At 45.2% G+C, this 22,697-nt stretch carries 20 protein-coding genes; 12 read left to right on the top strand and 8 right to left on the bottom strand.

Going from position 1 to position 22,697, the window contains the following annotated elements; translation table 11 throughout:
- Window positions 1-134: 134 nt before the first annotated feature.
- The 3 genes from HHL16_RS01650 to HHL16_RS01640 form a co-directional block, all read right to left on the bottom strand.
- Window positions 135-548, bottom strand: a complete 414-nt coding sequence (locus HHL16_RS01650) for a DUF1801 domain-containing protein (protein ID WP_169423399.1) — start codon at window positions 546-548, stop codon at window positions 135-137.
- A gap of 89 nt (window positions 549-637) precedes the next feature.
- Window positions 638-1,198: an AAA family ATPase gene (locus HHL16_RS01645; protein WP_169423398.1), complete on the bottom strand. Its 561-nt coding sequence runs from the start codon at window positions 1,196-1,198 to the stop codon at window positions 638-640.
- A gap of 81 nt (window positions 1,199-1,279) precedes the next feature.
- Entirely contained in the window at window positions 1,280-1,975 is a 696-nt protein-coding gene (locus HHL16_RS01640; RefSeq protein ID WP_169423397.1) for an alpha/beta hydrolase, read from the bottom strand.
- 306 nt (window positions 1,976-2,281) lie between these two features.
- Here HHL16_RS01640 and HHL16_RS01635 point away from each other — a divergent pair, with 306 nt between their 5' ends.
- The gene (locus HHL16_RS01635) at window positions 2,282-3,724 is read left to right on the top strand and encodes a serine hydrolase domain-containing protein (protein ID WP_169423396.1); all 1,443 of its coding nucleotides are present in this window, start codon (window positions 2,282-2,284) and stop codon (window positions 3,722-3,724) included.
- A 47-nt stretch (window positions 3,725-3,771) separates the two neighbouring features.
- On the opposite strand, the gene HHL16_RS01630 is transcribed toward HHL16_RS01635, so the two are convergent.
- Window positions 3,772-4,065: an NIPSNAP family protein gene (locus HHL16_RS01630; RefSeq protein ID WP_169423395.1), complete on the bottom strand. Its 294-nt coding sequence runs from the start codon at window positions 4,063-4,065 to the stop codon at window positions 3,772-3,774.
- Window positions 4,066-4,283: 218 nt separating this feature from the next.
- On the opposite strand from HHL16_RS01630, the gene HHL16_RS01625 reads away from it, so the two are divergent.
- The 6 genes from HHL16_RS01625 to HHL16_RS01600 all read left to right on the top strand — a co-directional run bounded on the left by HHL16_RS01625 (window position 4,284) and on the right by HHL16_RS01600 (window position 13,819).
- Entirely contained in the window at window positions 4,284-4,802 is a 519-nt protein-coding gene (locus HHL16_RS01625; protein ID WP_206022219.1) for a hypothetical protein, read from the top strand.
- 122 nt (window positions 4,803-4,924) lie between these two features.
- Entirely contained in the window at window positions 4,925-7,321 is a 2,397-nt protein-coding gene (locus HHL16_RS01620; RefSeq protein ID WP_169423394.1) for an ABC transporter permease, read from the top strand.
- 227 nt (window positions 7,322-7,548) lie between these two features.
- On the top strand, window positions 7,549-7,938 hold the full coding sequence (locus tag HHL16_RS01615; RefSeq protein WP_169423393.1) for a hypothetical protein: 390 nt from the start codon (window positions 7,549-7,551) through the stop codon (window positions 7,936-7,938).
- A 170-nt stretch (window positions 7,939-8,108) separates the two neighbouring features.
- Window positions 8,109-9,191 (top strand): efflux RND transporter periplasmic adaptor subunit, encoded by a 1,083-nt coding sequence (locus HHL16_RS01610; protein ID WP_169423392.1) that lies wholly within the window; start codon window positions 8,109-8,111, stop codon window positions 9,189-9,191.
- A gap of 22 nt (window positions 9,192-9,213) precedes the next feature.
- Entirely contained in the window at window positions 9,214-12,393 is a 3,180-nt protein-coding gene (locus tag HHL16_RS01605; protein ID WP_169423391.1) for an efflux RND transporter permease subunit, read from the top strand.
- Window positions 12,380-13,819, top strand: a complete 1,440-nt coding sequence (locus HHL16_RS01600; protein WP_169423390.1) for a TolC family protein — start codon at window positions 12,380-12,382, stop codon at window positions 13,817-13,819. The genes HHL16_RS01605 and HHL16_RS01600 overlap by 14 nt, the downstream gene beginning before the upstream one ends.
- Window positions 13,820-13,852: 33 nt before the next feature.
- Here HHL16_RS01600 and HHL16_RS01595 read toward each other — a convergent pair whose 3' ends face one another.
- From HHL16_RS01595 to HHL16_RS01585, 3 genes are all read right to left on the bottom strand, one after another.
- Window positions 13,853-14,854 carry an MBL fold metallo-hydrolase gene (locus HHL16_RS01595; protein WP_169423389.1) on the bottom strand — a complete coding sequence of 334 codons (1,002 nt, stop codon included), beginning with the start codon at window positions 14,852-14,854 and terminating at the stop codon, window positions 13,853-13,855.
- Window positions 14,855-15,033: 179 nt separating this feature from the next.
- Window positions 15,034-16,335: a hypothetical protein gene (locus HHL16_RS01590; RefSeq protein ID WP_169423388.1), complete on the bottom strand. Its 1,302-nt coding sequence runs from the start codon at window positions 16,333-16,335 to the stop codon at window positions 15,034-15,036.
- 56 nt (window positions 16,336-16,391) lie between these two features.
- Window positions 16,392-16,790, bottom strand: a complete 399-nt coding sequence (locus HHL16_RS01585; RefSeq protein ID WP_169423387.1) for a DoxX family protein — start codon at window positions 16,788-16,790, stop codon at window positions 16,392-16,394.
- Window positions 16,791-17,043: 253 nt separating this feature from the next.
- Here HHL16_RS01585 and HHL16_RS01580 point away from each other — a divergent pair, with 253 nt between their 5' ends.
- From HHL16_RS01580 to HHL16_RS01560, 5 genes are all read left to right on the top strand, one after another.
- Window positions 17,044-18,111: a histidine kinase gene (locus tag HHL16_RS01580; protein ID WP_169423386.1), complete on the top strand. Its 1,068-nt coding sequence runs from the start codon at window positions 17,044-17,046 to the stop codon at window positions 18,109-18,111.
- The gene (locus HHL16_RS01575; protein WP_169423385.1) at window positions 18,098-18,787 is read left to right on the top strand and encodes a LytTR family DNA-binding domain-containing protein; all 690 of its coding nucleotides are present in this window, start codon (window positions 18,098-18,100) and stop codon (window positions 18,785-18,787) included. Before HHL16_RS01580 ends, HHL16_RS01575 begins: the two co-directional genes overlap by 14 nt.
- 51 nt (window positions 18,788-18,838) lie before the next feature.
- Window positions 18,839-19,738 (top strand): helix-turn-helix transcriptional regulator, encoded by a 900-nt coding sequence (locus tag HHL16_RS01570; protein WP_169423384.1) that lies wholly within the window; start codon window positions 18,839-18,841, stop codon window positions 19,736-19,738.
- A gap of 82 nt (window positions 19,739-19,820) precedes the next feature.
- Entirely contained in the window at window positions 19,821-20,669 is an 849-nt protein-coding gene (locus HHL16_RS01565) for an SDR family oxidoreductase (protein WP_169423383.1), read from the top strand.
- 289 nt (window positions 20,670-20,958) lie between these two features.
- Complete coding sequence (locus HHL16_RS01560) at window positions 20,959-22,179, top strand: heparan-alpha-glucosaminide N-acetyltransferase domain-containing protein (RefSeq protein ID WP_169423382.1); 1,221 nt, start codon at window positions 20,959-20,961, stop codon at window positions 22,177-22,179.
- A gap of 7 nt (window positions 22,180-22,186) precedes the next feature.
- Here the strand turns inward: HHL16_RS01560 and HHL16_RS01555 are convergent, their stop codons facing one another.
- A complete protein-coding gene (locus tag HHL16_RS01555; protein WP_169423381.1) occupies window positions 22,187-22,660 on the bottom strand; it encodes a GNAT family N-acetyltransferase in 474 nt (157 codons plus the stop codon).
- Window positions 22,661-22,697 lie beyond the last annotated feature (37 nt).

The following is a 22,697-nucleotide window of genomic DNA, read 5'->3' as shown; positions in this document are numbered from 1 at the left end:
ACAAGTTTTGCGGGAGAATGTTGCAATAATGGATGAGCGGATGGCGATGGCGGAGAGCCAATGCCAGCAGGTGTTTCAGGCGAATACTGGTTTTCCGGTAGTGATCTGTTGAATTATCAGACTAAAGCGTTTCTTTATTTCTTCTTTCCAGCTGCCTTCTTCTCCGCTTTGATTATCGCATTCGCCGCATTCTCACTCACACGATACTTCACAATCTTTGTAACCAATGTTTTCGGAATCGCCTTGTCATATGGCAGGTGAATGGAAGCGGGTGTGCCTTTGTATTTTGAAATCTCCTGTTGCAGCGATTCATCGAGACCAGACAATTTCCCGCCCGGATAAAATCCTATATGCGCTTTATTTGCTCCGAAATATACCAGCATGCCTTGCTGTTTATATGCCGGCATACCATAGCTGATGAGTTCCTCTGCCTTTGGAGCAGCTGCGCGGATGATCTTTCTCAGCTCCTGCAGGCGCGCCTGAAAATCGGGTGGATATGCAGTGATGTATTCATCAATCTGATTGAAATCTGATTTAACAGTAGCCATATGCAGTAATTTAGAATTCACTGCAACTTACTGAATCGATGTCAAAACCAATGAGTGTAAAAGCGACAAAATTGAGGTGGAATGCGGCTTTAAAGCACATCGTGCAGGTGGTCGAGCATAAAGCATACGCGGTCGCTTACCGGAAGTTTCGGAATCTCGATGAGTTTATATCCAAGCCTGCTGTAGACTTCCATCATTTTTTCGTAGGTACGAATGGCTTCTTCGGCATCCTGCTTTCTTTCTTCATCCTGCACATAGATCTGCTGCCATGGCGGTGTTACAAAAACGTCTTTGTGATAACGATTCCGCAACGCTGTTTCCATTATATCGGCAGGCACGGGAAGTTCGCAGAGCTCAAGATATCCGATGATATCCGGTATTCCTCTGTCGAAAAAAACAGGCGCTGATTGCGTGATCCGCTGAAAAAAATCTTCGAGCGATCTATTGAACATCAATTGTGCAAAAGCCATTCTGTTCTTCCATGGCAGCGCATCTTTGCCTTCGGCTACCTGTTGCTGGATAATGGAACGGCCGGACTCTTCCACACAGGAATACCCCAATTGTATGAGGTGACGAATAAGGGAAGTTTTGCCCATACCCGGACCACCCGTGATGACGATGAAATTTGATTTTGTAATGGAGGATGACATTTGTAAACCGATTGTATGAAAAAAGACTGATCCGGATTTTTTCTGAATCAGTCTTCTTAATAAACTGATCGCATGCTGCTGTTACTTGTAAGAAGCCGCCGCAGCTTTCAGGATCAACTCTGCAACTTCTTTTGGATGCGAAGCCATCGATGCATGGCTGGCTGGCAGGTGTATAGTGGTTGCCTTCATTCTTTCTGCAAACCACTGCTGTGTTGCTGGTGGAATCATCCGGTCTTTATCAGACACCTGATACCAGGTGGGGAGATTTTTCCAGCCGGCATCTGTGGGTTTGTCTTCAAAACATTTTCCGGAGGTCGGTTTCTCTGCAGCCTGCATCACATATGCTTCTTCGGGATCGAGATCCTGACAGAAGTTTTCATGGAATTGTGGGCGGTCGATCCAGAGAAAACCATATTTGTCTGGCCGCAATGCAGCTGCTCCCGGAGGAGGATCGGTTCTGCCCAGCAGCCCGCCAAGGTTTTCGGATGTATCAGGCGCGAATGCTGCGATGTAAACAAGGCCGGTTACATTTGGACATTTACCGGCAGCTTCCGTAATAATGGCACCGCCATAAGAATGACCTACAAGGATAGTTGAACCGTCCATGGATTCTGCCAATCTCCGTGTGATCTCTGCATCATCTGCCAATGAAGTCAGCGGATTCTGTGTTGCCACTACTGTGTGCCCCGCATTCTTCAGAATGGGAAGTACCTTACGCCAGTGACTTCCATCACCCCAGGCGCCATGAACAAGTACGATGTTTGTCTTGTTTGCCATAATTCAGATTTTAGATTACATGAATAATGATACTGTCAGGCTGTGTAAAAGCTTGTATAGAAATCGTTGCAGCTGATCTTTGAAGGGGTATTTCGAGATGTTTCAGAGAAATAAACCGATTGTCCGGGAGGTCTGTTTCAGGAGCTGGTAAGATTAACACCATATTGGCCGGAGATCAAATATAGAAAATTATTGGATGCATTGAATGGCCGCCTGTAAAGATGAAGCCGGCCAATGATACCAGACTTGCTACTTTTGATATGAAGCTTTTTTGAATTAATTTATCGCTGCATCAAACTGCCTTATATGATAACCATTCATCTAAACCGCATCCTGCTGCTTGCCTGCACACTGAGCATCAGCGCCGTATCCTTTGCACAGCGAACCCTTCGGCAAAGAACCGACTCGATAACTGCACTGGTGCAACAGTTCCTGAACGAAAAACAATCGGAGAAACTCTATGAACTAACGGCTCCTTCCTTTCGGGAACAGTTGAATGCCGATCAGTTCAAAACTGTCACGGAGAAAGGCATTTACCCGATGGGAAAGATTGTCGCAAGCAGTTTCGAGAAAACCACAAACGGTATCTTTTTTTATAAAGTTGATTTTGCATCCGGACCATCCCTGCTCAGTGTGGGCATCGATAAAAATGACAGGATATTTTACTTATTGCTTGGCCCATACCAACCTTCAGTAAAGCGCGATCCAAAGGATATTGCAACCTCCAATCCATTGAAGACAGATCTCGATAAAAAGGTGAATGAGCTTGCCTTGAATTATATGACACAGGCCAATACATCGGGTATGATCATCGGCATTCTCGATCGAAATCAACAATACTTTTATGGTTATGGCGAAACCAATAAAAAGACGCATGCAATTCCGGATGCCAGCACCATTTCTGAAATAGGTTCCATCAGCAAAACATTTACTGCTACCATACTTGCACATGCCATTCATGAAGGAAAACTGAAACTGGATGATCCGGTGAACAAATATCTTCCTGATTCAATTCCTTTGCTGCAACTCAATGGCAAGGCAGTTACTTTCAGGCATCTGATGAATCACACTGCCGGTTTTCCGAGAATGCCGGAGAAGTTCGATGAAAAGAAGATCGATCAGAATGGTATCATCATTTATCCGGTTGAGCAGTTCTTTGGCTTTCTGAAGAACCTTAAACTCTTAAATGAACCGGGTGTAAAATCTGAATATTCCAATGCCGGAGTTTCACTGGTGAGCACCATCCTGCAAAGATTGTACAACAAAACATATGAGCAGCTGATCTGGAAATATATCTGCGATCCGTTGGGAATGAAGGACACAAGAATTCATATCAGAAAAGAAGATTCTGCCAGGTTTGCAACCGGGTATGATGCTTCAGGAGAATATTATTTTCCCAGAAATCTGCCTCCGGTATATCAGGGTGCGGGTGGCCTGCGCTCAACGGCAACCGATTTGCTGAAATATGCGAAAGCCCAGTGGGATGCGCCTTCCAGATCGTTGACAAAAGATATTGCACTCACGCACGATACAACTTTTACTATGGAGAAATCAGCCATCGGTATCGCGTGGATGCATGTGTTTGCCGGAGATGTGCCCGTTCTGTTTCACAATGGTGCAACAGGTGGTTATCGATCATATCTTGCTGTAAATCTGGAAAAGAAAATAGCGGTGGTGGTGCTGGTGAACAGTGCCATTGCAGCAGACAAAACCGGCGCAGACCTGATTCAATGGTTGTCGAAGCAATAAGTAAGAATAGCCATAAATAACAAAGCCCCGTGAGGGGCTTTGTTATTCTAAGAGGTTTGATAAATTTCTCGTGATCCGGTGAGGTACATTTCCTGATAGCCTTGCATGGTCTCTTCCATTTTTTTTGCCAGCTCAGGATTCTCTTTGTATTTCTCCCAGCTTTTTTCATATGCCGTAAGATTGGCATATTTTGTAACCATTATCACACGGTTGTATTGTCCGGTGAGGTCTGTCATAACGTGAACCAATTCTTCCTGCCCTGTCATGGCTTCCTTGAATTTTTTTGCCAGTTTTGATGCATTGCCTGGCTTGCAAACGAAGATGTCGTGAACGAAGATCATAGCGAATGATTTAATTGTTATGATTAAGTGAGTGGGTGGCGAAAGGGGAGATTGTACAGCCTTGTTGAAAAGGAGTGTGAAGGTACGATCAAATGCCGGCAGGGCTGGTTTTCCTGTACTGATAATGTCATTGCTGGTCCGGCGTTTTCCCGATCTGGTCGGATATCGATCGGACGGCATCATCAAACAGCTTTATTTCCGTTTTAAATATCAACCAGATGGAACTGAGAAAATTTGAATTCGACGAAAAAGGAGCACTCATCATTCCCGCTTCTCCTTCCTCATCCAAACATGATTTCGATTTCTTCTTCGGCAAATGGCAACTTAAGAACCGAAAGCTGAAAGAGCGATTGGTGAACAGCAATGAGTGGATAGAATTTGCTTCAACACAGGAATGTTATCCTATTCTGAAAAATACCGGCAATATCGACGACTTTCTGATGGATGATTTTGAAGGCATGACACTTCGGCTCTTCAATCCGCAAACAAAACTCTGGAGCATCTATTGGGCGGACAGCAATACCGGTACACTCGATAATCCTGTGGTGGGTTCGTTCACCGATGGCGTCGGACATTTCTATTCCAAAGGAAAACACGGAGAACTCGATGTGCTCTGGAGATTCAAATGGGATGCAAGTGATCCCGAACACCCGGTTTGGAGCCAGGCCATTTCTACGGATAACGGACAAAGCTGGGAATGGAACTGGTATATGCACTTCAGCAGATTCGTACAATAAGTTGTATCGAAAGCGAACAATTAAGAATAATGTTAGTGGGTATATATTTGATAACCAATAGAGTGCAAAAAAGGAATACTCTTTGTAAACCTAAGGCCACTGACTGAAAAATTGTTGTCGCTATGTTCAAAACCAATTTGAGAATCGCCTGGAGGAATATCATCAAACATCGCTTTCATTCACTGGTGAATATCGCAGGACTGTTCGCGGGCATTACGTTTGCGTTACTGATCACTGCGTATGTGTGGCAGGAGTTGCAGGTGAACAAACAACTCAGCAATGCAGATCGTCAGTACATTTTGCAAACGCATTCGAAAGATCCGAATCTCGGTAATGATCTCACCAGCTTCGGCCCGATAGCCAAAAGACTGAAAGAAGAATATCCTCACCTGGTGAAGAACTTCTATCGGTTCGATGGCATTTCTTCTCAGCTGTCAAAAGGCGATAAACATTTCAGAGAATCCATACAGGTGGGCGACAGTACCATTCTTACCATGTATGGATTTAAGATGCTTCATGGCGATGCTGCCACTGCATTGAACAATCCTTTCTCCATTGTAATACCCGAAGAAAAAGCGATCAAGTATTTCGGCAGAACAGATGTGGTGGGCGAAAGCATCACCGTCAGGAATTTTTCGGGGGATAAACGGGAGTTCCAGATTACTGCTGTAATGAAAGAACCTTCGGAAAACTCAGTGACAAACCTTACCGACGATCAGTTGAATTTTCTTACAGGATTTAGTTCAGTTGCCTGGTTCGGCAGAATGGATGTTGAGTCCTGGCAGAATATCTATGTTCCTTCTTTCGTTGAACTGCAGGAGGGCGTTGATCCAAAATCGCTGCAAGGGCCGCTGGATCAGCTGATCCGCAGCAATGCTCCGGCTGTGCTGCAACAGAATCTTTCAGTTACCCCCATACAGTTAAGCAAATACTATCTCGGAAAAAATAACGGACTGGTCAGCAGAATGCTGTATACATTATCCATTGCAGGACTTTTCATTCTTCTGATGGCCATTGTAAACTTTGTAAACATTTCCATCAGCAGGTCGGGAACCCGTATGAAGGAGATCGGCGTAAGAAAAGTGCTGGGCGGAATGAAGAAGCAACTGGTAATGCAGTTCTTGTCCGAAGCATTTATTCTGGTGCTGGTGTCAACCCTGATGGCCATTGCAGGATATGCGATGATGCGGCCCTTATTCAGCAGCATTGTGGGAAAAGAATTGCCGGAGCTGATGGCATTCCCTTCCTGGTTTGTTCTTATTCCATTGATCATTTCAGTGGCGGTTGGTTTTATGGCGGGTGTGTATCCCGCATTGGTGCTGAGTTCTATGAAAACAATCGAGTCGCTGAAAGGGAAGCTGAAATCGGTAAAGGAGAATATCCTGCTCAGGAGATCGTTGGTTGGGTTTCAGTTTGGCATTGCATTGATAGTGTTGGTGGCGGCAGGCATCATCACACAACAGGTTGCTTATTTCTTCGGTCGTGAGCTGGGATACAACAAAGAATTTGTGGTGAGTTCGCAAGTGCCGCGTGACTGGACTCCACAGGGCGTAGAAAGAATGGCCACGGTGCGAAATGAATTGGCGAACCTGCCCGGAGTGAAAGAGGTGAGCCTTTCTTATGAAATTCCCAATGGCAATAACGGCGGTTCGTCGGCTGTTTTCAGACTGGGTGCTGATTCAACACAAGCCATCGCTTTACAGAATTTGATTACAGATGAACATTATCTCACCACTTATCAGATACCGGTAAAGGCCGGACAATACTTCAATTCTGCAGATTCCGGAAAAGTAGTGCTGAACGAAACAGCTGCAAAAATGCTTGGCTGGAAAAATGCGGAAGAGGCTATTGGGCAACAATTGCGAATGGCCGGCGACCCTACGGTGTTCTCTGTAAAAGGAGTAACTGCGGATTTCTATATTGGTTCCATGCAACAGAAAATGCAACCGGTGGTCTACCTCAATGTAGATGCCGTACCGATATACAGATTCTTTTCCCTGAAACTTCAACCCGGAAATACCAAAGAAACCATCCGGTCTATTGAAAACAAATGGGCAGAGTTGCTCCCCGGCAGTTCCTTTGAATTCAGTTTTATGGATGAAGCGCTTCAGCGGATCTATGCCAACGAAATCCGTATGAAGAAAGCGGCTTATACAGCTACGGCTTTGTGCCTGCTGATTGTGCTGCTGGGCGTACTTGGTCTGGTTGCCATGAATGTGCAGAAAAGGATCAGGGAGATTGGCATCAGAAAAGTGCTGGGCGCTTCGGTTCCCGGAATCATTATGCTCTTTGTGAAAGAGTTTCTGCTGATCATAACAATAACGGCGCTGGTAGCTTGTCCGCTTGCATGGTTCATCATGAACCAATGGCTGAACAATTATGCCGCGAGAGTGAGCATCACCCTCAATCCATTTATAGTTTCCATGATGGCTCTAGGTGGTGTTACGCTATTATTAATTGTACTGTACACTGCAAGAACTGCTTTGATGAATCCTGCAAAAAGTTTGAAAGCAGAATAAACGTTTGTTCCCCTATTTCATCTTCGTTAATAATTTGTGAATACCCAATTCGGCTGCAATGCAATACAGATGCGGCCTGTGTTCGCATTCGTTAACACGTGATTAACCATAAGATAAATATGGCTTTATCTATTTACAAAAGAAAGTCCCCAATTTTGCATGGTATTTGGTAACTCATGAACTGAGTATTACTAATCGTTTTTTTTTTCAGTGTGTATTTTTATTCAATGATGAGGAGAATCCTTTTTATCGTGATCCTGTTTTCCCTGCTTTTCCGCGGGGACGATCTCGTTTATATAGGTATCCATCATCACCCCATTTGTTACGTTTCTGCACAGGGTAATGAAAAGAAACAGCTGGCAGTTGCAGCAAAGCAGGAAGCTTCGCTGAACAAAGGAAATACATCGGGCGCTGCTGATTTTCTGATCATAGAAGATCTGGAAGATGAAGACAGTGTCAATGCCTTTGCCCGAAAATCGAGACTGCTGGCGAATTACAGCCATTTACTTTCCCGGTACACTATACCAGACGATGATCCCGGTTCTTACTGGGAGCATCAGCCTACCGACCACTATTCGTCGTACAGATACATCTTGCAAAGAACTTTAAGAATCTGATCATCCGGCACGGCCTCTCTCTGGAGAGGTATGGTTGCTAATTAACGGTTGTTCGTTAACGTTACAGATGCTGCAATAATCCGCATCCACCACTACCGGTTGTTCTTGCCTTTCCCTAAAGAGGAGCCGCCTGCTCCAAACATTTAACCGCTCAACATTTAGTTATCGTCATGAAGAGGATCATTGTGTTCATGTGCTTGTTGGCATTGCTGTCCCAATCAAGCTGTAAATCAGAAAAAGAACAAAAAGAAGAAGCCAGCAAATTCGCAGTTACCAGCCCCATCAGAGTGGATACATCATTCACCAAAGAGTATGTTTCGCAGATCAGGTCTGTAAGGAACATCGAGATCAGGGCTCAGGAAAAAGGATTTCTGCAAAACATTTATGTAGATGAAGGACAGTTTGTGAAAGCCGGACAAGTACTGTTCCGCATCATGCCCAAGATCTATGAAGCAGAATTGCTGAAAGCAGAGGCGGAAGCCAAAGCGGCAGAAGTGGAATTGCAGAATACCAAGGCACTGGTAGACAAAAACATCGTTTCAAAAAATGAGCAGGCAGTGGCACAAGCCAAGCTGGATCAGGCAAAAGCTGAAACAGCGCTGGCAAAACTGCATTTGTCTTTCACCGAGATCAGGGCTCCTTTCGATGGAGTGATCGACCGTATTCCAAAAAAACTGGGAAGCCTCATCGATGAAGGAGAGCTGCTCACCAGTCTCTCAGACAACAGCGAGATGTTCGCTTACTTCAATGTGTCTGAGCCCGAATACCTCGAATACCAGACCAATGTAAAAGGCAGAGCCAATACCAAAGTGAATCTGCTGCTCGCCAACAACAGCATCCTTCCCTACAAAGGATTTGTGGAACTGATCGAAGGTGAGTTCGACAACGAAACCGGCAATATCGCTTTCCGCGCGCGCTTCCCGAACCCTGACAGATTGCTGAAGAACGGGCAAACGGGAAAAGTGATGATGAGCCTCCCCATGAAGAATGCATTGGTGATTCCACAAAAAGCTACCTACGAAATACAGGATAAGAAATATGTTTTTGTAGTTGATAAAGACAATGTGGTGAAGTCAAGAGACATCACAGTTGCAGGCGAAATGCCCGATCTCTATGTGGTGAGTGGTGGTATCGCGGAATCTGACCGGATACTGCTCGAAGGAATTCAGAAAGTGAAAGATGCAGACAAGATCGCCTGCCAGTTTGTAGCTCCGCAGGAAGTGATCAGCCATCTCAGGTTAAAAGCGGAATAGTTCAACTCAAATAGCGAAGGCAATGTTCAATAAATTTATACAGAGGCCCGTACTCTCGATCGTAATATCGCTGATCATCGTGTTCCTTGGTGTGCTGGCCATCACACAATTGCCGGTAACGCAGTTCCCGTCTATCTCTCCCCCCAAGGTGAATGTTACGGCTGCCTATCCCGGAGCGAATGGTGAGCTGATGATCAAAAGCGTTATCATTCCTTTGGAACGCGCCATCAATGGTGTTCCCGGAATGAAATACATGGCATCGGATGCCGGTAACGATGGTGAAGCAACCATACAGGTGATCTTCAACTTAGGCACCGATCCCAACCAGGCATCACTGAACGTACAGAACCGTGTGGCATCGGTTGTGAACAAACTGCCGCCACTGGTAGTGCGCGAAGGTGTAAAGATCACTCGTGAAGAATCGAACATGCTCATGTACATCAACCTGTACAGTGAGGACGATAAAACAGACCAGAAATTTCTTTTCAACTTCGCCGATATCAACGTGCTCTCCGAGCTGAAACGTGTGGATGGCGTGGGTTATGCAGATATCCTCGGTAACCGGGAATACGCCATGCGTGTATGGCTGAAGCCAGACCGCATGCTTGCCTACAAGATCTCCGCCGAAGAAGTGATGAAGGCATTGAGCGATCAGAGCCTCGAAGCTTCTCCCGGCAAAACAGGGGAGAGCTCCGGTAAACGCTCCCAATCTTTCGAGTATGTATTGAAGTATTCCGGACGATTCAATTCGAAAGAGCAATACGAAAACGTGATCCTTCGTTCGAGCCCGAACGGAGAGCTGCTTCGTCTGAAAGATGTTGCAGACGTGGAGTTCGGAAGCTCCATGTACGATATCTATTCGAACCTTAACGGAAAACCTTCTGCTGCGATTGTATTGAAACAATCTTACGGAAGCAACGCCAGCCAGGTGATCGAGAATGTGAAGAAGAAGATGAAGGAGATCGAAGGCAGTTCTTTCCCCAAAGGAATGAAGTATGAGATCAGCTACGATGTGTCTAAGTTCCTCGATGCAAGTATCGAGAAAGTATTGCACACATTGGTGGAAGCATTCATCCTCGTAGGTATTGTGGTGTTCCTCTTCCTGGGCGACTGGCGATCTACGCTCATTCCCGCAATGGCGGTACCCGTATCACTTGTAGGAACTTTCTTCTTTATGCAGTTCTTCGGGATCACGCTAAACCTTATCACACTGTTTGCATTGGTAATGGCCATCGGTGTGGTAGTGGATGATGCCATTGTGGTGATCGAAGCCGTGCATGCGAAGATGGATGAAGATAAAAGGATCTCACCACTGAAGGCTACCAAAAGAGCCATGAAAGAAATTGCCGGAGCCATTGTGGCCATTACGTTCCTGATGGCGGCAGTATTCATTCCGGTGGCATTTATGGGTGGACCGGTTGGCGTGTTCTATCGTCAGTTCTCCATCACCATGGCAACGGCCATTATCCTTTCGGGTGTTGTGGCATTGACGCTGACGCCGGCGCTTTGTGCCATCATTCTGAAAAGCCATCACGGAAAACATACACACAAAAAATCAATTGCAGATAGAATCATCGGAGGATTCAATAACTGGTTCGAGCGTGTTGCAGGCAAATACAGCTTTGTATTGCGCAGAACAGTTACGAGAAGATCGCTCACCTTCATTGTGCTGTTTGCCTTCTGCGGAGGCGCATGGTTCCTGAATAAAACAGTACCATCGGGCTTTATCCCGAATGAGGACCAGGGTATGTTCTATGCCATCATTCAAACACCTCCGGGTTCTTCACTCGAAAGAACCAATGAAATAGCAGAGAGATTGCAGAAGATCTGTGAAGATGTTGATGGGGTGCAGTCGGTTTCTGCATTGGCGGGTTATGAGATTCTTACCGAAGGAACCGGCGCCAACTCCGGAACCTGTCTGATCAACCTGAAAAACTGGAGTGATCGGAAAGAGTCTGTAACTGAGATCATTCATGAACTCGAAGAAAAAACAAAAGATATCACAGGGGCGAATATCGAATTCTTCCAGCCGCCTGCCGTTCCTGGATATGGCGCTGCCGGTGGTTTCGAACTTCGTCTGCTCGATAAAGCAGGGAGCGGCGACTACAAGAAAATGGAAACCGTGAGCAACGATTTTGTGAAAGAACTCACCAAGCGGAAAGAGCTTCAATCCGTGTTCAGTTTCTACAGTGCGAGCTTCCCTCAATACCTGCTGAGTGTGGATAATGATATTGCACAACAGAAAGGTGTTACCATCGACAATGCGATGAATACGCTCTCCACGCTCGTGGGCAGTAACTATGAGATCAGCTACATCCAGTTCGGTCGACAATACAAAGTAATAGTGCAGGCATCGCCACAGTACAGAGCATTGCCCGAAGACATTCTGAAATTGTACGTGAAGAACAATAAAGATGAGATGGTGCCATTCTCTGCATTCATGCGAATGGATAAAGTGTATGGTCTCAGTGAGATCACGCGTCACAATATGTACAACGCTTCGGAGATCAGTGGTGCAGCAGCACCGGGATACAGTAGCGGTGAGGCCATCAAAGCTATCAATGATGTAGCGGCCAAAACATTACCGAGAGGCTACGGTATAGACTGGGCGGGCATTTCAAAGGATGAAGTGATGCAGGGGAATCAGGCTGTGTACATCTTCCTTATCTGTCTTGGTTTTGTGTACCTGATTCTTGCTGCGCAATACGAAAGCTTCATACTTCCGCTGGCAGTGATACTTTCTTTACCCGCCGGTATTTTCGGGGCACTGCTCTTCTTGAAAATACTGGGGCTTGAAAACAATATCTACGCACAGGTAGCGATGGTGATGCTGATCGGTTTGCTCGGAAAGAATGCTGTGTTGATCGTTGAGTTTGCAGTGCAAAAACATCGTGATGGAGCAACCGTTTATCAGGCCGCGATGGAAGGCTCGAAAGTGAGGTTCCGTCCGATTCTGATGACGAGCTTCGCATTCATCGCAGGTTTGATTCCGCTGGTGCTGGCAACTGGTCCGGGTAAGATCGGAAACAGAACCATCGGTACAGCAGCTGCGGGTGGTATGTTGTTCGGAACCATCTTCGGTGTGGTACTGATACCGGGATTGTATTACGTGTTTGGAAAAATCGCTGAGAAACGCAAATTCAACAAAGAAGAAGAAGAGACTCCTTTAACCGAAGAAATTGAAGATAATGTTCTTGTATAAAATACTGAAGCAACGAAGCGGCATAGTTCTGGGAATCTGTCTGGCAGCTGCCGGTTGCAAACTGCCCGCAGCAGTGCAGCAGACCGAAAACAAGTCTGTGCCTGTATCCTACGAAAACAGCGTGGATACCACCAATACAGGATACATCCCCTGGAAGAATTTTTTCACGGATGCTAATCTTGTAAAGCTGATAGATACAGCCATCAAAAACAATCAGGAGCTGCTGATCACCCTGCAGGAGATCGAGATCGCGAGAAATGATATTCGTGTGAGGAAGGGAGCGCTGTTGCCATCGGTAGGAGTTACTGCCGGAGCAGGTGTTGAAAAAGTAGGGCGATATACCAGCCAGGGTGCTGGTGATGCCACCACTGAAATTGAGCCTGGCAAAGAAATGCCCGATCCGCTCGGAGATTTCACTATCGCCGCCCGCGCCAACTGGGAAGTGGATATCTGGAAGAAGCTCCGCAACGCAACGAAGGCGGCCGTTACAAGATATCTTTCTACCATGGAAGGAAAGAATTTTGTGATCACCAACCTGATTGCAGAAGTAGCCAACTCCTATTACGAATTGATAGCGCTGGATAATCAGCTGGCGATTGTAAAGCAAAACATCAGTCTGCAAAAGAATGCTCTCGACATTGTGAAGGCGCAGAAAGATGCGGCAAGAGCAACAGAACTGGCGGTGAAGAAATTCGAAGCAGAAGTGCTGAAATCGCAGAGTCTCGAATTCGATATTCTTCAGAAGATACGTGAAGCGGAGAATAAGATCAATTTTCTGCTGGGCCGTTATCCGCAGACAATCGTAAGAGATCAGAGCAGTTTTATGCTGGCTCTTCCTCCTTCGGTGAACGCGGGCATCCCTTCGCAGTTGCTGGCAAACCGGCCGGATATCAAACAGGCAGAGCTGGATCTCACAGCTGCAAAGCTCGATGTGAAAGTGGCGCGTGCCGAATTTTATCCAAGCTTTGAAATATCGGCTGCATTTGGATTGCAGGCCTTCAAGCCTTCTTATCTGGTGAAGATGCCTGAATCGATTCTGTATTCGCTTGCAGGAGATCTGGCAGCGCCACTGATCAACCGCAATGCACTCAAAGCAGAATTCGCTACGGCCAATGCAAAGCAATTGCAGGCGATGTACAATTATGAACGTACCATTCTGAATGCTTATCTCGAAGTAAGCAATCAGTTATCGAATATCAGCAATCTCGAAAAGAGCTACGATCTGAAATCAAAGCAGGTAAATGCACTGACCAGCTCAATTGACATTTCAACTGACCTGTTCAGAAATGCAAGAGCCGATTATCTCGAAGTGCTGATGACACAGCGCGATGCGCTTGAAGCCAAACTCGAATTGATTGAAACGAAGAAACAGCAATTAGGTGCTGTTGTAGATGTATACAGGAGTTTAGGCGGTGGCTGGAAATAGATTTACACGTACATACAGTTAGTTAAAGTGCAGTCATGAGCCGGCAATTCTTTGCCGGCTTTTATATATCAGTTTCTCCCACCATTTGCTTTGAGGGTATTGTTGATCGAGTATTACTGCCTCTCCGATCATAGGTGTAGTGTATCTCAGGCCTGCATTGTCCGCAGCAGCTACAAATTTTTGAATGGGCTCATACCATGGATGCAGCGCCAGCGCGAACTTTGCCCAGTGAACAGGCATGATCACTTTTGCCTGCAGATCACGTGCTTCATCGATCAGCTCTTCGGGCATTGAATGGATGTAAGGCCACATCTTGTTGTATTGTCCACATTCAAGCAAGGCAATATCAAATGGACCGAATTTATCACCGATCGATTTGAAGTGACTATCGTATCCGCTGTCTCCTCCGATGAATATTTTGTAGTGATCTATTTCGAGTACATAGGAAGTCCAGAGTGAACCATTACGTCGAAGAGACCTTCCGGAGAAATGTCTGGCAGGCGTAGCTGTGATCTTGATATTGTCTGCTAGTTGCAACGACTGCCACCAATTGAGCTCTGTGATGGACGACTCTTTTTTTGCCAGATGTTTAATTGTTTTGCTTACATCGAGCGGAGTTACAAATGCATTTGTTTTGGCTGCGAGATGTTTGATGGCATTGTAATCGAGGTGATCGTAATGATTGTGTGTGAGAATGATCCAATCCAGCTTTGGCATATCGGCCACTTTGTAAATGTCCGCGCCTTTGAATGCCCGGAACTGAAAACTGAGAAAAGACGCATAGCCGCTCAGCACCGGATCTACGAGTATATTCACTCCGTTGGCATGAATGAGGTAAGAAGAATGTCCGAACCAGATGATGGCAGGCTCCTCAGAATGGAACTGTTGAAGGTTCTGTTTTAGGGAAGGAAGTTCTACGCGCGGAATTGCCTCTTTGGATCTGGACCACAACGATCCTAGTGCACTGAAAATATTATATCCTTCAGCAAACTGAGGAGTATGCGAAAGATTCTCGTAGACTTTTCTTTTTGCCATAGCTGCTGAAATAATATGCAAATGTATCAGAGGATGCAACTGCCTGCTTACGAAATTCAAACCATAAATTACACATTTCAAACGAGATGGCCTGATGGAGTTGTTTTTTGCCACAAATGAAAAACCCTGAATCGATAGCCTGGCGGCTGTCAATTCAGGGTTGATGCTGTATTGATTTACTAAAGTGTTTTCTTCAGCTTGATTTCTTCTTTGTCTCCGTCTTTCTTGATGGTGACTACTTTTTGAGGAGCGGCTGTTGCATTGCTGGCGTAGCCCCGGCTAACAGAATTGGTGGTAGATCCCTGGAATAATCCATTTACATAATGATCGGTATAGCCCACCACTTCCGATCTGGAGAAGGTGTGTGTGTAACCAAACTCAGTGAATACGAGATATTCTCCGGGCATCAGATTGGTGAATTCAAAATGTCCTTTATCGTCGTACACGGTTGCTACCTTAATGCAATCCGCTGCATCATTTGGAAGTGGAATACCTTTGCCTTTTTTTCTGGCAGCTTTATTCAGTTTCACCCATTCTTTGTAAAAGTCGGTATATGGTATAAGTACAACCTGAGTTCCTGCTGCTGCATGCTGCTTCTTGTTGATGTTGAAAACAGCAATGTTTCCCAGTGGAGTTCCTGCATTCTGATTGTCGCGTGCAAACGCTTCGCCGATAATGACCGAGTTTCCGTTTTTGATCATGTTCAGCGCGTTTTCCTTGTCCTGTTTTGTGAAGGCGGTAGTGAAAGGATTGTAGTCTGTTTCTTTATCGATCATCAACATCTTGTTGCCTTTCGAGTCGGTGATTTCTACTTTCCAGATCCTGCCTGTTTCTTTGTCGACATGATAGATGTAACGGTCTCCGGTTAATTCTTCAAATATGGAAACAGCCCAAACCTTGTGCTGTCCTGTGTTTTTGGTGTCGAAGATGTTGTTTTTGGTTTCTTCCACCATTACACGTTTCAGGCTGCTTTTGTTCTCTGGTTTGTATTCGTAAACAGCAAGCTGTTTTTTGAATCCGGTTGTGAGCGGGAGTGTGCCAAGGAGGTAAGGGTACGCATAGTTGTCGATGTATGCATCCTTTACAGATTCTTTTATGGCAGTGCGCTTGCCTGTTTGCTTGTCGAGATGATAGCCTGTTACTTCGTTTCCAAACTTCAGTTTCAACTCACGCTTCTTGCTGTAGGAAGAACGATAAATGGGAAGGAATGATTGGCCATCTGAAATACTGGTATCTGTTACAACTTCATCCGAGTAGTTGGTGGTGAATACAGTGAAAATAGAAAATCGGTTGTTGTCTGTATTCACTTCCATGTTGAAAGTGCCGAATTCAGTGAATTTGCCGCCATTCAAAATAAAGCAGGCCATTTCGAATTGCCCCTGCTTTGCACGTTTCGCGTCAAATTGCTGTTGATTCGAAACCTGAGCTGATGCCATCAGACTCAGACCCAGTATTGTAGTGAGGGAGCTGATTTTTTTCATAATAGGCCAGATGCTGTAGTGTTTGAAATTACATATCAGTGATCGCGTTTTTGCAGTCACCGAGGTTTTTTATCGTCTGCTGCTATTACAAGTAGTGCAACGATGAGAATGAAACTGTACTCGCATCCTCCATCGCCATGCTCGCCAACAAACCATCCCAAAGATAAATGGATAATGATAATGCCAACAGTAAGCAGAATGATAAATCCTGCCGATAATAATCTTACCCAATAACCCAGTGCCAGTGCGATGCCGCCGGCAATCTCAAATACTGTGATCATCCATACGACAGCTGTAGGAAATGGAAAACCTTTGTTCTGCATGAAAAGTGAAAACTGGGCAATTGAACCTTCCAGCGCAATGCGTACAATGGCGTGTGCCAGAAAAACGATAGCCACACTAACTCTTAATACAATGAGATACTGGCGCAAAGAAAGAAATGGAAACCTGTTCATAGCTGTAGTTTATGGTCAAAAATGAACTGACTGCTCCGGCTGCGCTCCTGTACGAAAGATAGGGTGATTCTGGTTATGTTACTGTGCAATTCTGCTCATTTTTGATGATGGATGTATGTTGTCAGTAATCGATTTCTTATTCACGTATGCTGTATTGGGTTTACTGCTGCGCTTTTTCGGTATTTTGTAGACGATTGCAGGTATTCTGTGATTGCGGTTTCTGCACCTCCTGATTTTACCGATTTTTGAACCAATGAATAAACGCGTTCACCATCTGGCATTCTGGGCCATCTACTGGGCAATTATGGTGTACCTTGATTATTTCTGGCTGTTGGATCATCAGGCCGGACTGATCAATACGCATTACCTCTTGCTGAAGGCCATGTGCGGCACACTGCTGTACATTACGCCACTTGCTGCACTCGCCTATTACATTACAAGGTTTGGACTGGAGTTTATTCTCGATCCGGCAAAGAGTATTGTGTTGAAGTATATCGCAATTCTGGTTCCTTATCTGCTTACAGTGCTGGTGGTGATCGCTGTAATGCGACTGATCGTATTCCCTTACATCTACAGTTTCGATAAAATACCCGGTGATGTTTTTATCGATCCCCGGCGGTTTCTGAGCATAATGATCGAAGCCGCATTTCCTGCTGCGTTTATGCTGGCAGTACGATTCATCGATAACCGGATTGCAACAAAGGAACGGGAAAACAATCTGGTAAAAGAAAAGCTCGCTGCTGAGATCAAACTGCTGAAGGGACAGCTCAATCCGCATTTTCTTTTCAATACGCTCAATAATATTTACGCACTCACCAGAAAGAAAAGCGACGAAGCGCCGGAAACTGTGCTGAAATTATCTGAACTGCTCAGTTTTATGTTGTACGAAACTTCGGGGGAAACCATCACCATCGGCAAAGAAGTAAAGTTTTTAGAAGATTACATCGCATTGCAGAAGATCCGGTTCCATGATAACCTGAGCCTTGAATTCAAAAAGGAGATCGATGATCCCGATCAAAGCATTGCTCCTTTGCTGCTGTTGCCATTGGTAGAAAATGCCTTCAAGCATGGTGCGAGCGAAAATCATTTTGATTCTTATATTCATATCGACCTGAAGTTACAGCAAGGCATTTTGCAATTCAATATTGAAAACAGTACCGAAACAGAAGAAGCGTTGAAACAGCCGCAGAAGCTCGGATTGCAAAGCACCACCAGGCAACTTGAGTTGCTGTATGGTGAACAATCGCTCGATATCGAAAAAAGCAAACAGGCGTTCAAAGTACTGCTCACCGTGAATCTAAACAGTTATGGAAAAATTTAGTTGCCTGATCCTCGAAGACGAACCGCTTGCTGCTGAAGTGCTGCAGGATTATATCAGGCAGGTTGATTTTCTGGAATGCAAAGCCGTTTGCAGAGATGGCATCTACGCCATGCAGCTATTGCAGCAGGAAAAGATAGATGTGATTTTTCTGGACATCCATCTCCCCAAAATAAAAGGGCTGGATTTTCTGCGGACCCTTCAAAACCCGCCACAGGTGATAGTTACAACTGCCTATCGAGATTATGCGGTGGATAGTTATGAGCTGAATGTGGTGGATTACCTGCTGAAGCCAATCGGTTTCAACCGGTTTTTAAGTGCAGTGAATAAATTGAAAAGAAACGATTCAACTCCGCAGATAGAAACATCGGAAGAATTGCAGCACCTGCAGGTGAACATCAATAAAAAGCGGATCAAGATATTGTTCGACGATATTCTCTTTTTCGAGAGCAGGAGAGAGTATGTTGCCATTGTAACCGCCAAACAAACCTACCTGGTTAAGATCACGCTTTCGCAAATGGAGCTGGAGATCCCGAAACAACGGTTCATAAGAGTGCAACGATCATTCATCGTAGCCAGAAAAAAGATCGATGCCTTCACTGCCATTGCCATCGAGATCGGCGGCCATCGCATCCCAATCGGCAGAAATTACCGGGCCTCGGTGCTGCCCCTGTTATAGGAGATCTGTCCCTTCCTTTTCTTACCTATTTGAATTTCGTAACTTCGGTTTATGAACAAGCCGGAAACCATCGAACAGTTTTACAGGAACAAACTCAACTGGGTACCTGATTCGCTCCGCAAAGGAGTTGGTCATTTCAACGTATTCAGACTGGAGCCATATACCGGGCATGGCGCCCAACCTGTGCCTTATAGCAGAAAAGATTATTTCAAAATAGGTTTTGGACGTGGAGCTGCGCAAATTGCTTATGCAGATAAAGTGCTGGAGATAAAGAAACAGGGGATCTTCTTCGGGAATCCAATGGTACCTTACAGGTGTGATCTTACAGATGAAAAGCAGACAGGATACTTCTGCGTTTTTACGGCTGAGTTTTTTCATCATTTCGGAAGCCTGAATCAGTATGAGGTTTTTAAACCAAAGGGAACACCTGTTTTTGAACTCAACGATGAGCAGTGCGATGTTGTCTGTGGGATCTACGAACGCATGCTGCAGGAGCTCAATTCCGATTATGCACATAAATACGACCTGCTCAGAAACCTCACCTGGGAGTTGTTGCACTATGTAATGAAATCGGCGCCTGCAACCAGTGTAGAAAAGCATGAAAAAAATGCAAATGAGCGCATGTCGGAACTTTTTCTCGAACTGCTCGAAAGACAATTTCCCATCGAAGATGCCCGTCAACGGGTGGTATTGCGGTCGGCTTCCGATTTTTCAAACCAGCTGGGTGTTCATGTGAATCACCTCAACAGGGCATTGAAAGAAATCACCCAGAAAACAACTTCGGAGATCATCGCAGAAAGGCTTTTGCAGGAATCGAAAGTGCTGCTGAAACACAGCTCCTGGAATGTATCGGAAATTGCCTATTCGCTCGGATTTACGGAACCCACTCACTTCAACAACTTCTTTAAGAAACATATGGATCTCAGTCCCACCAAATTCAGAAATGTTTGAATTTCGTAAGGTATTGTTTGTTTAGCGTTATTTGCGGGAACAGCCAGCCAGTAATTTTGCTCCATCAATTAAACTTTGAATTATGAAGACGAAAAAAGTATGGTTTGTAACCGGCGCATCAAAAGGACTGGGACTTTCTCTGGTTCAGAAGCTGCTGGCTGCAGGTTATAGAGTAGCAGCTACTTCAAGAACAGTAGCAGGACTGGAGGAAAAGATCGGTAAAGCTTCAAACGAATTTCTTCCCCTCGAAATGAATATCACAGACAACGAAGATGTGAAAAAAGTTATAGCGAAAACTGTTGCCCATTTCGGTCAACTCGATGTAGTGGTGAACAATGCAGGATATGGCCTCATCGGATCGCTGGAAGAACTGAGCGATGCAGAAGTAAAAGAACAGTTCGATGTAAACGTATTCGGTTCGCTGAACGTGATCCGCAATGCTGCTCCATATCTGAGAGCGCAGCAATCAGGGCATTTCTTCAACATCGCATCCATCGGCGGATACACAGGAGGCTTTCCGGGCTTCGGCATTTACTGTGCTACAAAATTTGCAGTAGCCGGATTTACTGAAGCGCTTGCTGAAGAGATGAAAGACTTTGGCGTACACGCCACTGTGGTGTATCCCGGATATTTCAGAACCGAGTTCTTATCGGGCGGTTCCATTAAAGTGCCAGCCAATCCGATTGATGCATACAAGTCTACACGTGCGGGAGAAGAACTGCATCTGAACGAGATCAATGGCAAGCAATCGGGTGACCCTGATAAAGCTGCTGATGTAATGATCGAAGTGAGCGAAATGCAGGCGCCTCCGGTGCATCTCTTCCTTGGCCAGGATGCGCATGATGTAGCGCGTCAAAAGATCGGAATCATTCAAACCGATCTGAACAAACATGAAGCACTTGCAGCAGCTACTGCATTTGCAGAAAATTAATACAGGGAGAATATTATTCGCGAACCGGAGGCAATGCTTCCGGTTTTTTTATTTTTTCGCGGCAGGAATCGCAGTTCTAAAGGTTGCAATTGAACTTTCGGACGGCGAAAGCAGTAATTAACAAGTGTTGATGCAGCACCGAATATTATTCGGTGAGCCGTGCTTATTATGGAATGCCTTTTGCTGCACACGGGTGGTTTTGCGTCAAAATTCTAAATCCGGTAATTTTTTGTGAACCAAATAAAACGCCGGATGTAATTTGCATATAACCTTTAACCATCCCACTGCTATGACCACTCTTCTTACCGGCAGCGCCACAGTGCCTGCCAAGAGCCGGCGGATAGAATCAATTGATCTGCTGCGCGGATTTATCATCATCATTATGGCTCTGGATCACGTGCGTGATTATTTTCACGCCTATTCCTATGTTCACGATCCAACCGATTTGCAGCACACAAGTGTTCCGATCTTCATTACAAGATGGATCACTCACTATTGTGCACCGATATTCACATTGCTTGCTGGTGTATCTGCCTCCCTTTATGGATTGAAGAATGGGCGGAAGTCATTGTCCGTTTTCCTTTTTACACGAGGGCTATGGCTCGTGTTGCTCGAACTGGCTTACGTTACTTTGATGTGGACATTCAACCCGCATTATCCTGCCTTCATTCTTCAGGTGATCTGGGCATTGGGTATCAGTATGATGGCATTGGCGCTGCTCATTCATCTCCCTCGCAAAGTATTGCTGGTATTGGGTTTGGTGCTTGTGTTCGGACATAATCTGCTGGATGGTGTGCATGTACCCGGACAAAGTGCCGGTGCATTGTTCTGGACTTTGCTGCACGAACAAAATTTCGGAAGCTTCCATATCGGTCCATTCACTCTGATCATCGGTTATCCTTTGATTCCTTTCATCGGAATTATCTGCCTTGGTTATTGTTTGGGCAGTTTGTACAATCCGGATGTAGCGTCTGATTACCGGAAAAAGATGCTGCGTAATCTCGGTCTGAGCGCGGTACTGCTTTTTATTGTGATCCGTGCAATCAATATGTATGGTGATCCTGCACATTGGTCTGTTCAAAAGAATTTCATCTTCACCATTTTGTCTTTTGTAAATGTGACCAAGTATCCGCCCTCACTGCTTTTCATGCTGATGACCATCGGACCCGCTTTGTTATTTCTTGCTTACAGTGAAAAACCATTGAACAAATTCACTTCCAAAGTGATTGTGTTCGGTAAAGTGCCGATGTTCTTTTACCTGATCCATATTCCGGTGATCCATGGAATGGGAGTAGTGGCTGCGATCGTTTCAGGAAGATCTGCATCGGACATGGTGAATTTCACCACATGGGTAACAGCCAACGCACAACTGGTGGGATACGGCTTTTCGCTGATCGTGGTATATGTTATATGGATCATAACCATTGTGCTGCTGTATCCGCTCTGCCTGCGTTTCAGCAAATACAAAGCGGCAAACTACCAGAACAAAAAATGGCTGAGTTATTTCTGAGAAAGCATTATCTGGAAAGATCTTTTTCCAGCATGATCATGTGTTTGCACTGAATGCCGTTTTCAAAAATGGGTTCGCTATAGTGTATCAGAAAGAAATTCTTTTTGATTCCGGAGATCTCGAACCCCATCTTCTGATATAGCGCAAGTTGTCCGATACTCGAATTGCCTGTTCCAATCAGCAATCTGCTATAAGAATGTTGCAGGGCAAATGATTCTGCAAACTGCAATAACTGTTTGCCGATTCCTTTGCCCTGCCAGTTCTCATCCACTGCAATATTTTTAATCTCGATGCTTGATGCAATCTGATCGAACAGAATCATTACACCAATTATTCCGGAACCAGCCCTGGCAACGAAGCAGTAACCGTTTTGAAGATACTGGTTGATCTGTTCTATGGACGGATCGGCCAATTGAAGTAATTCCATCGGCGCAGAACTGATATTCAACAGTCGTTCTATGGTGATTCCGGAGTTTGTCATGCATTGATTATTCGCCGGAAAATTAAGCGCTTTCCTC

This window comes from Pseudoflavitalea sp. G-6-1-2, from assembly GCF_012927185.1.
GTDB lineage: Bacteria > Bacteroidota > Bacteroidia > Chitinophagales > Chitinophagaceae > Pseudobacter.
Note: the sequence above shows the minus strand (reverse complement) of the source record. Positions and strands in the feature narration are given on the sequence as shown.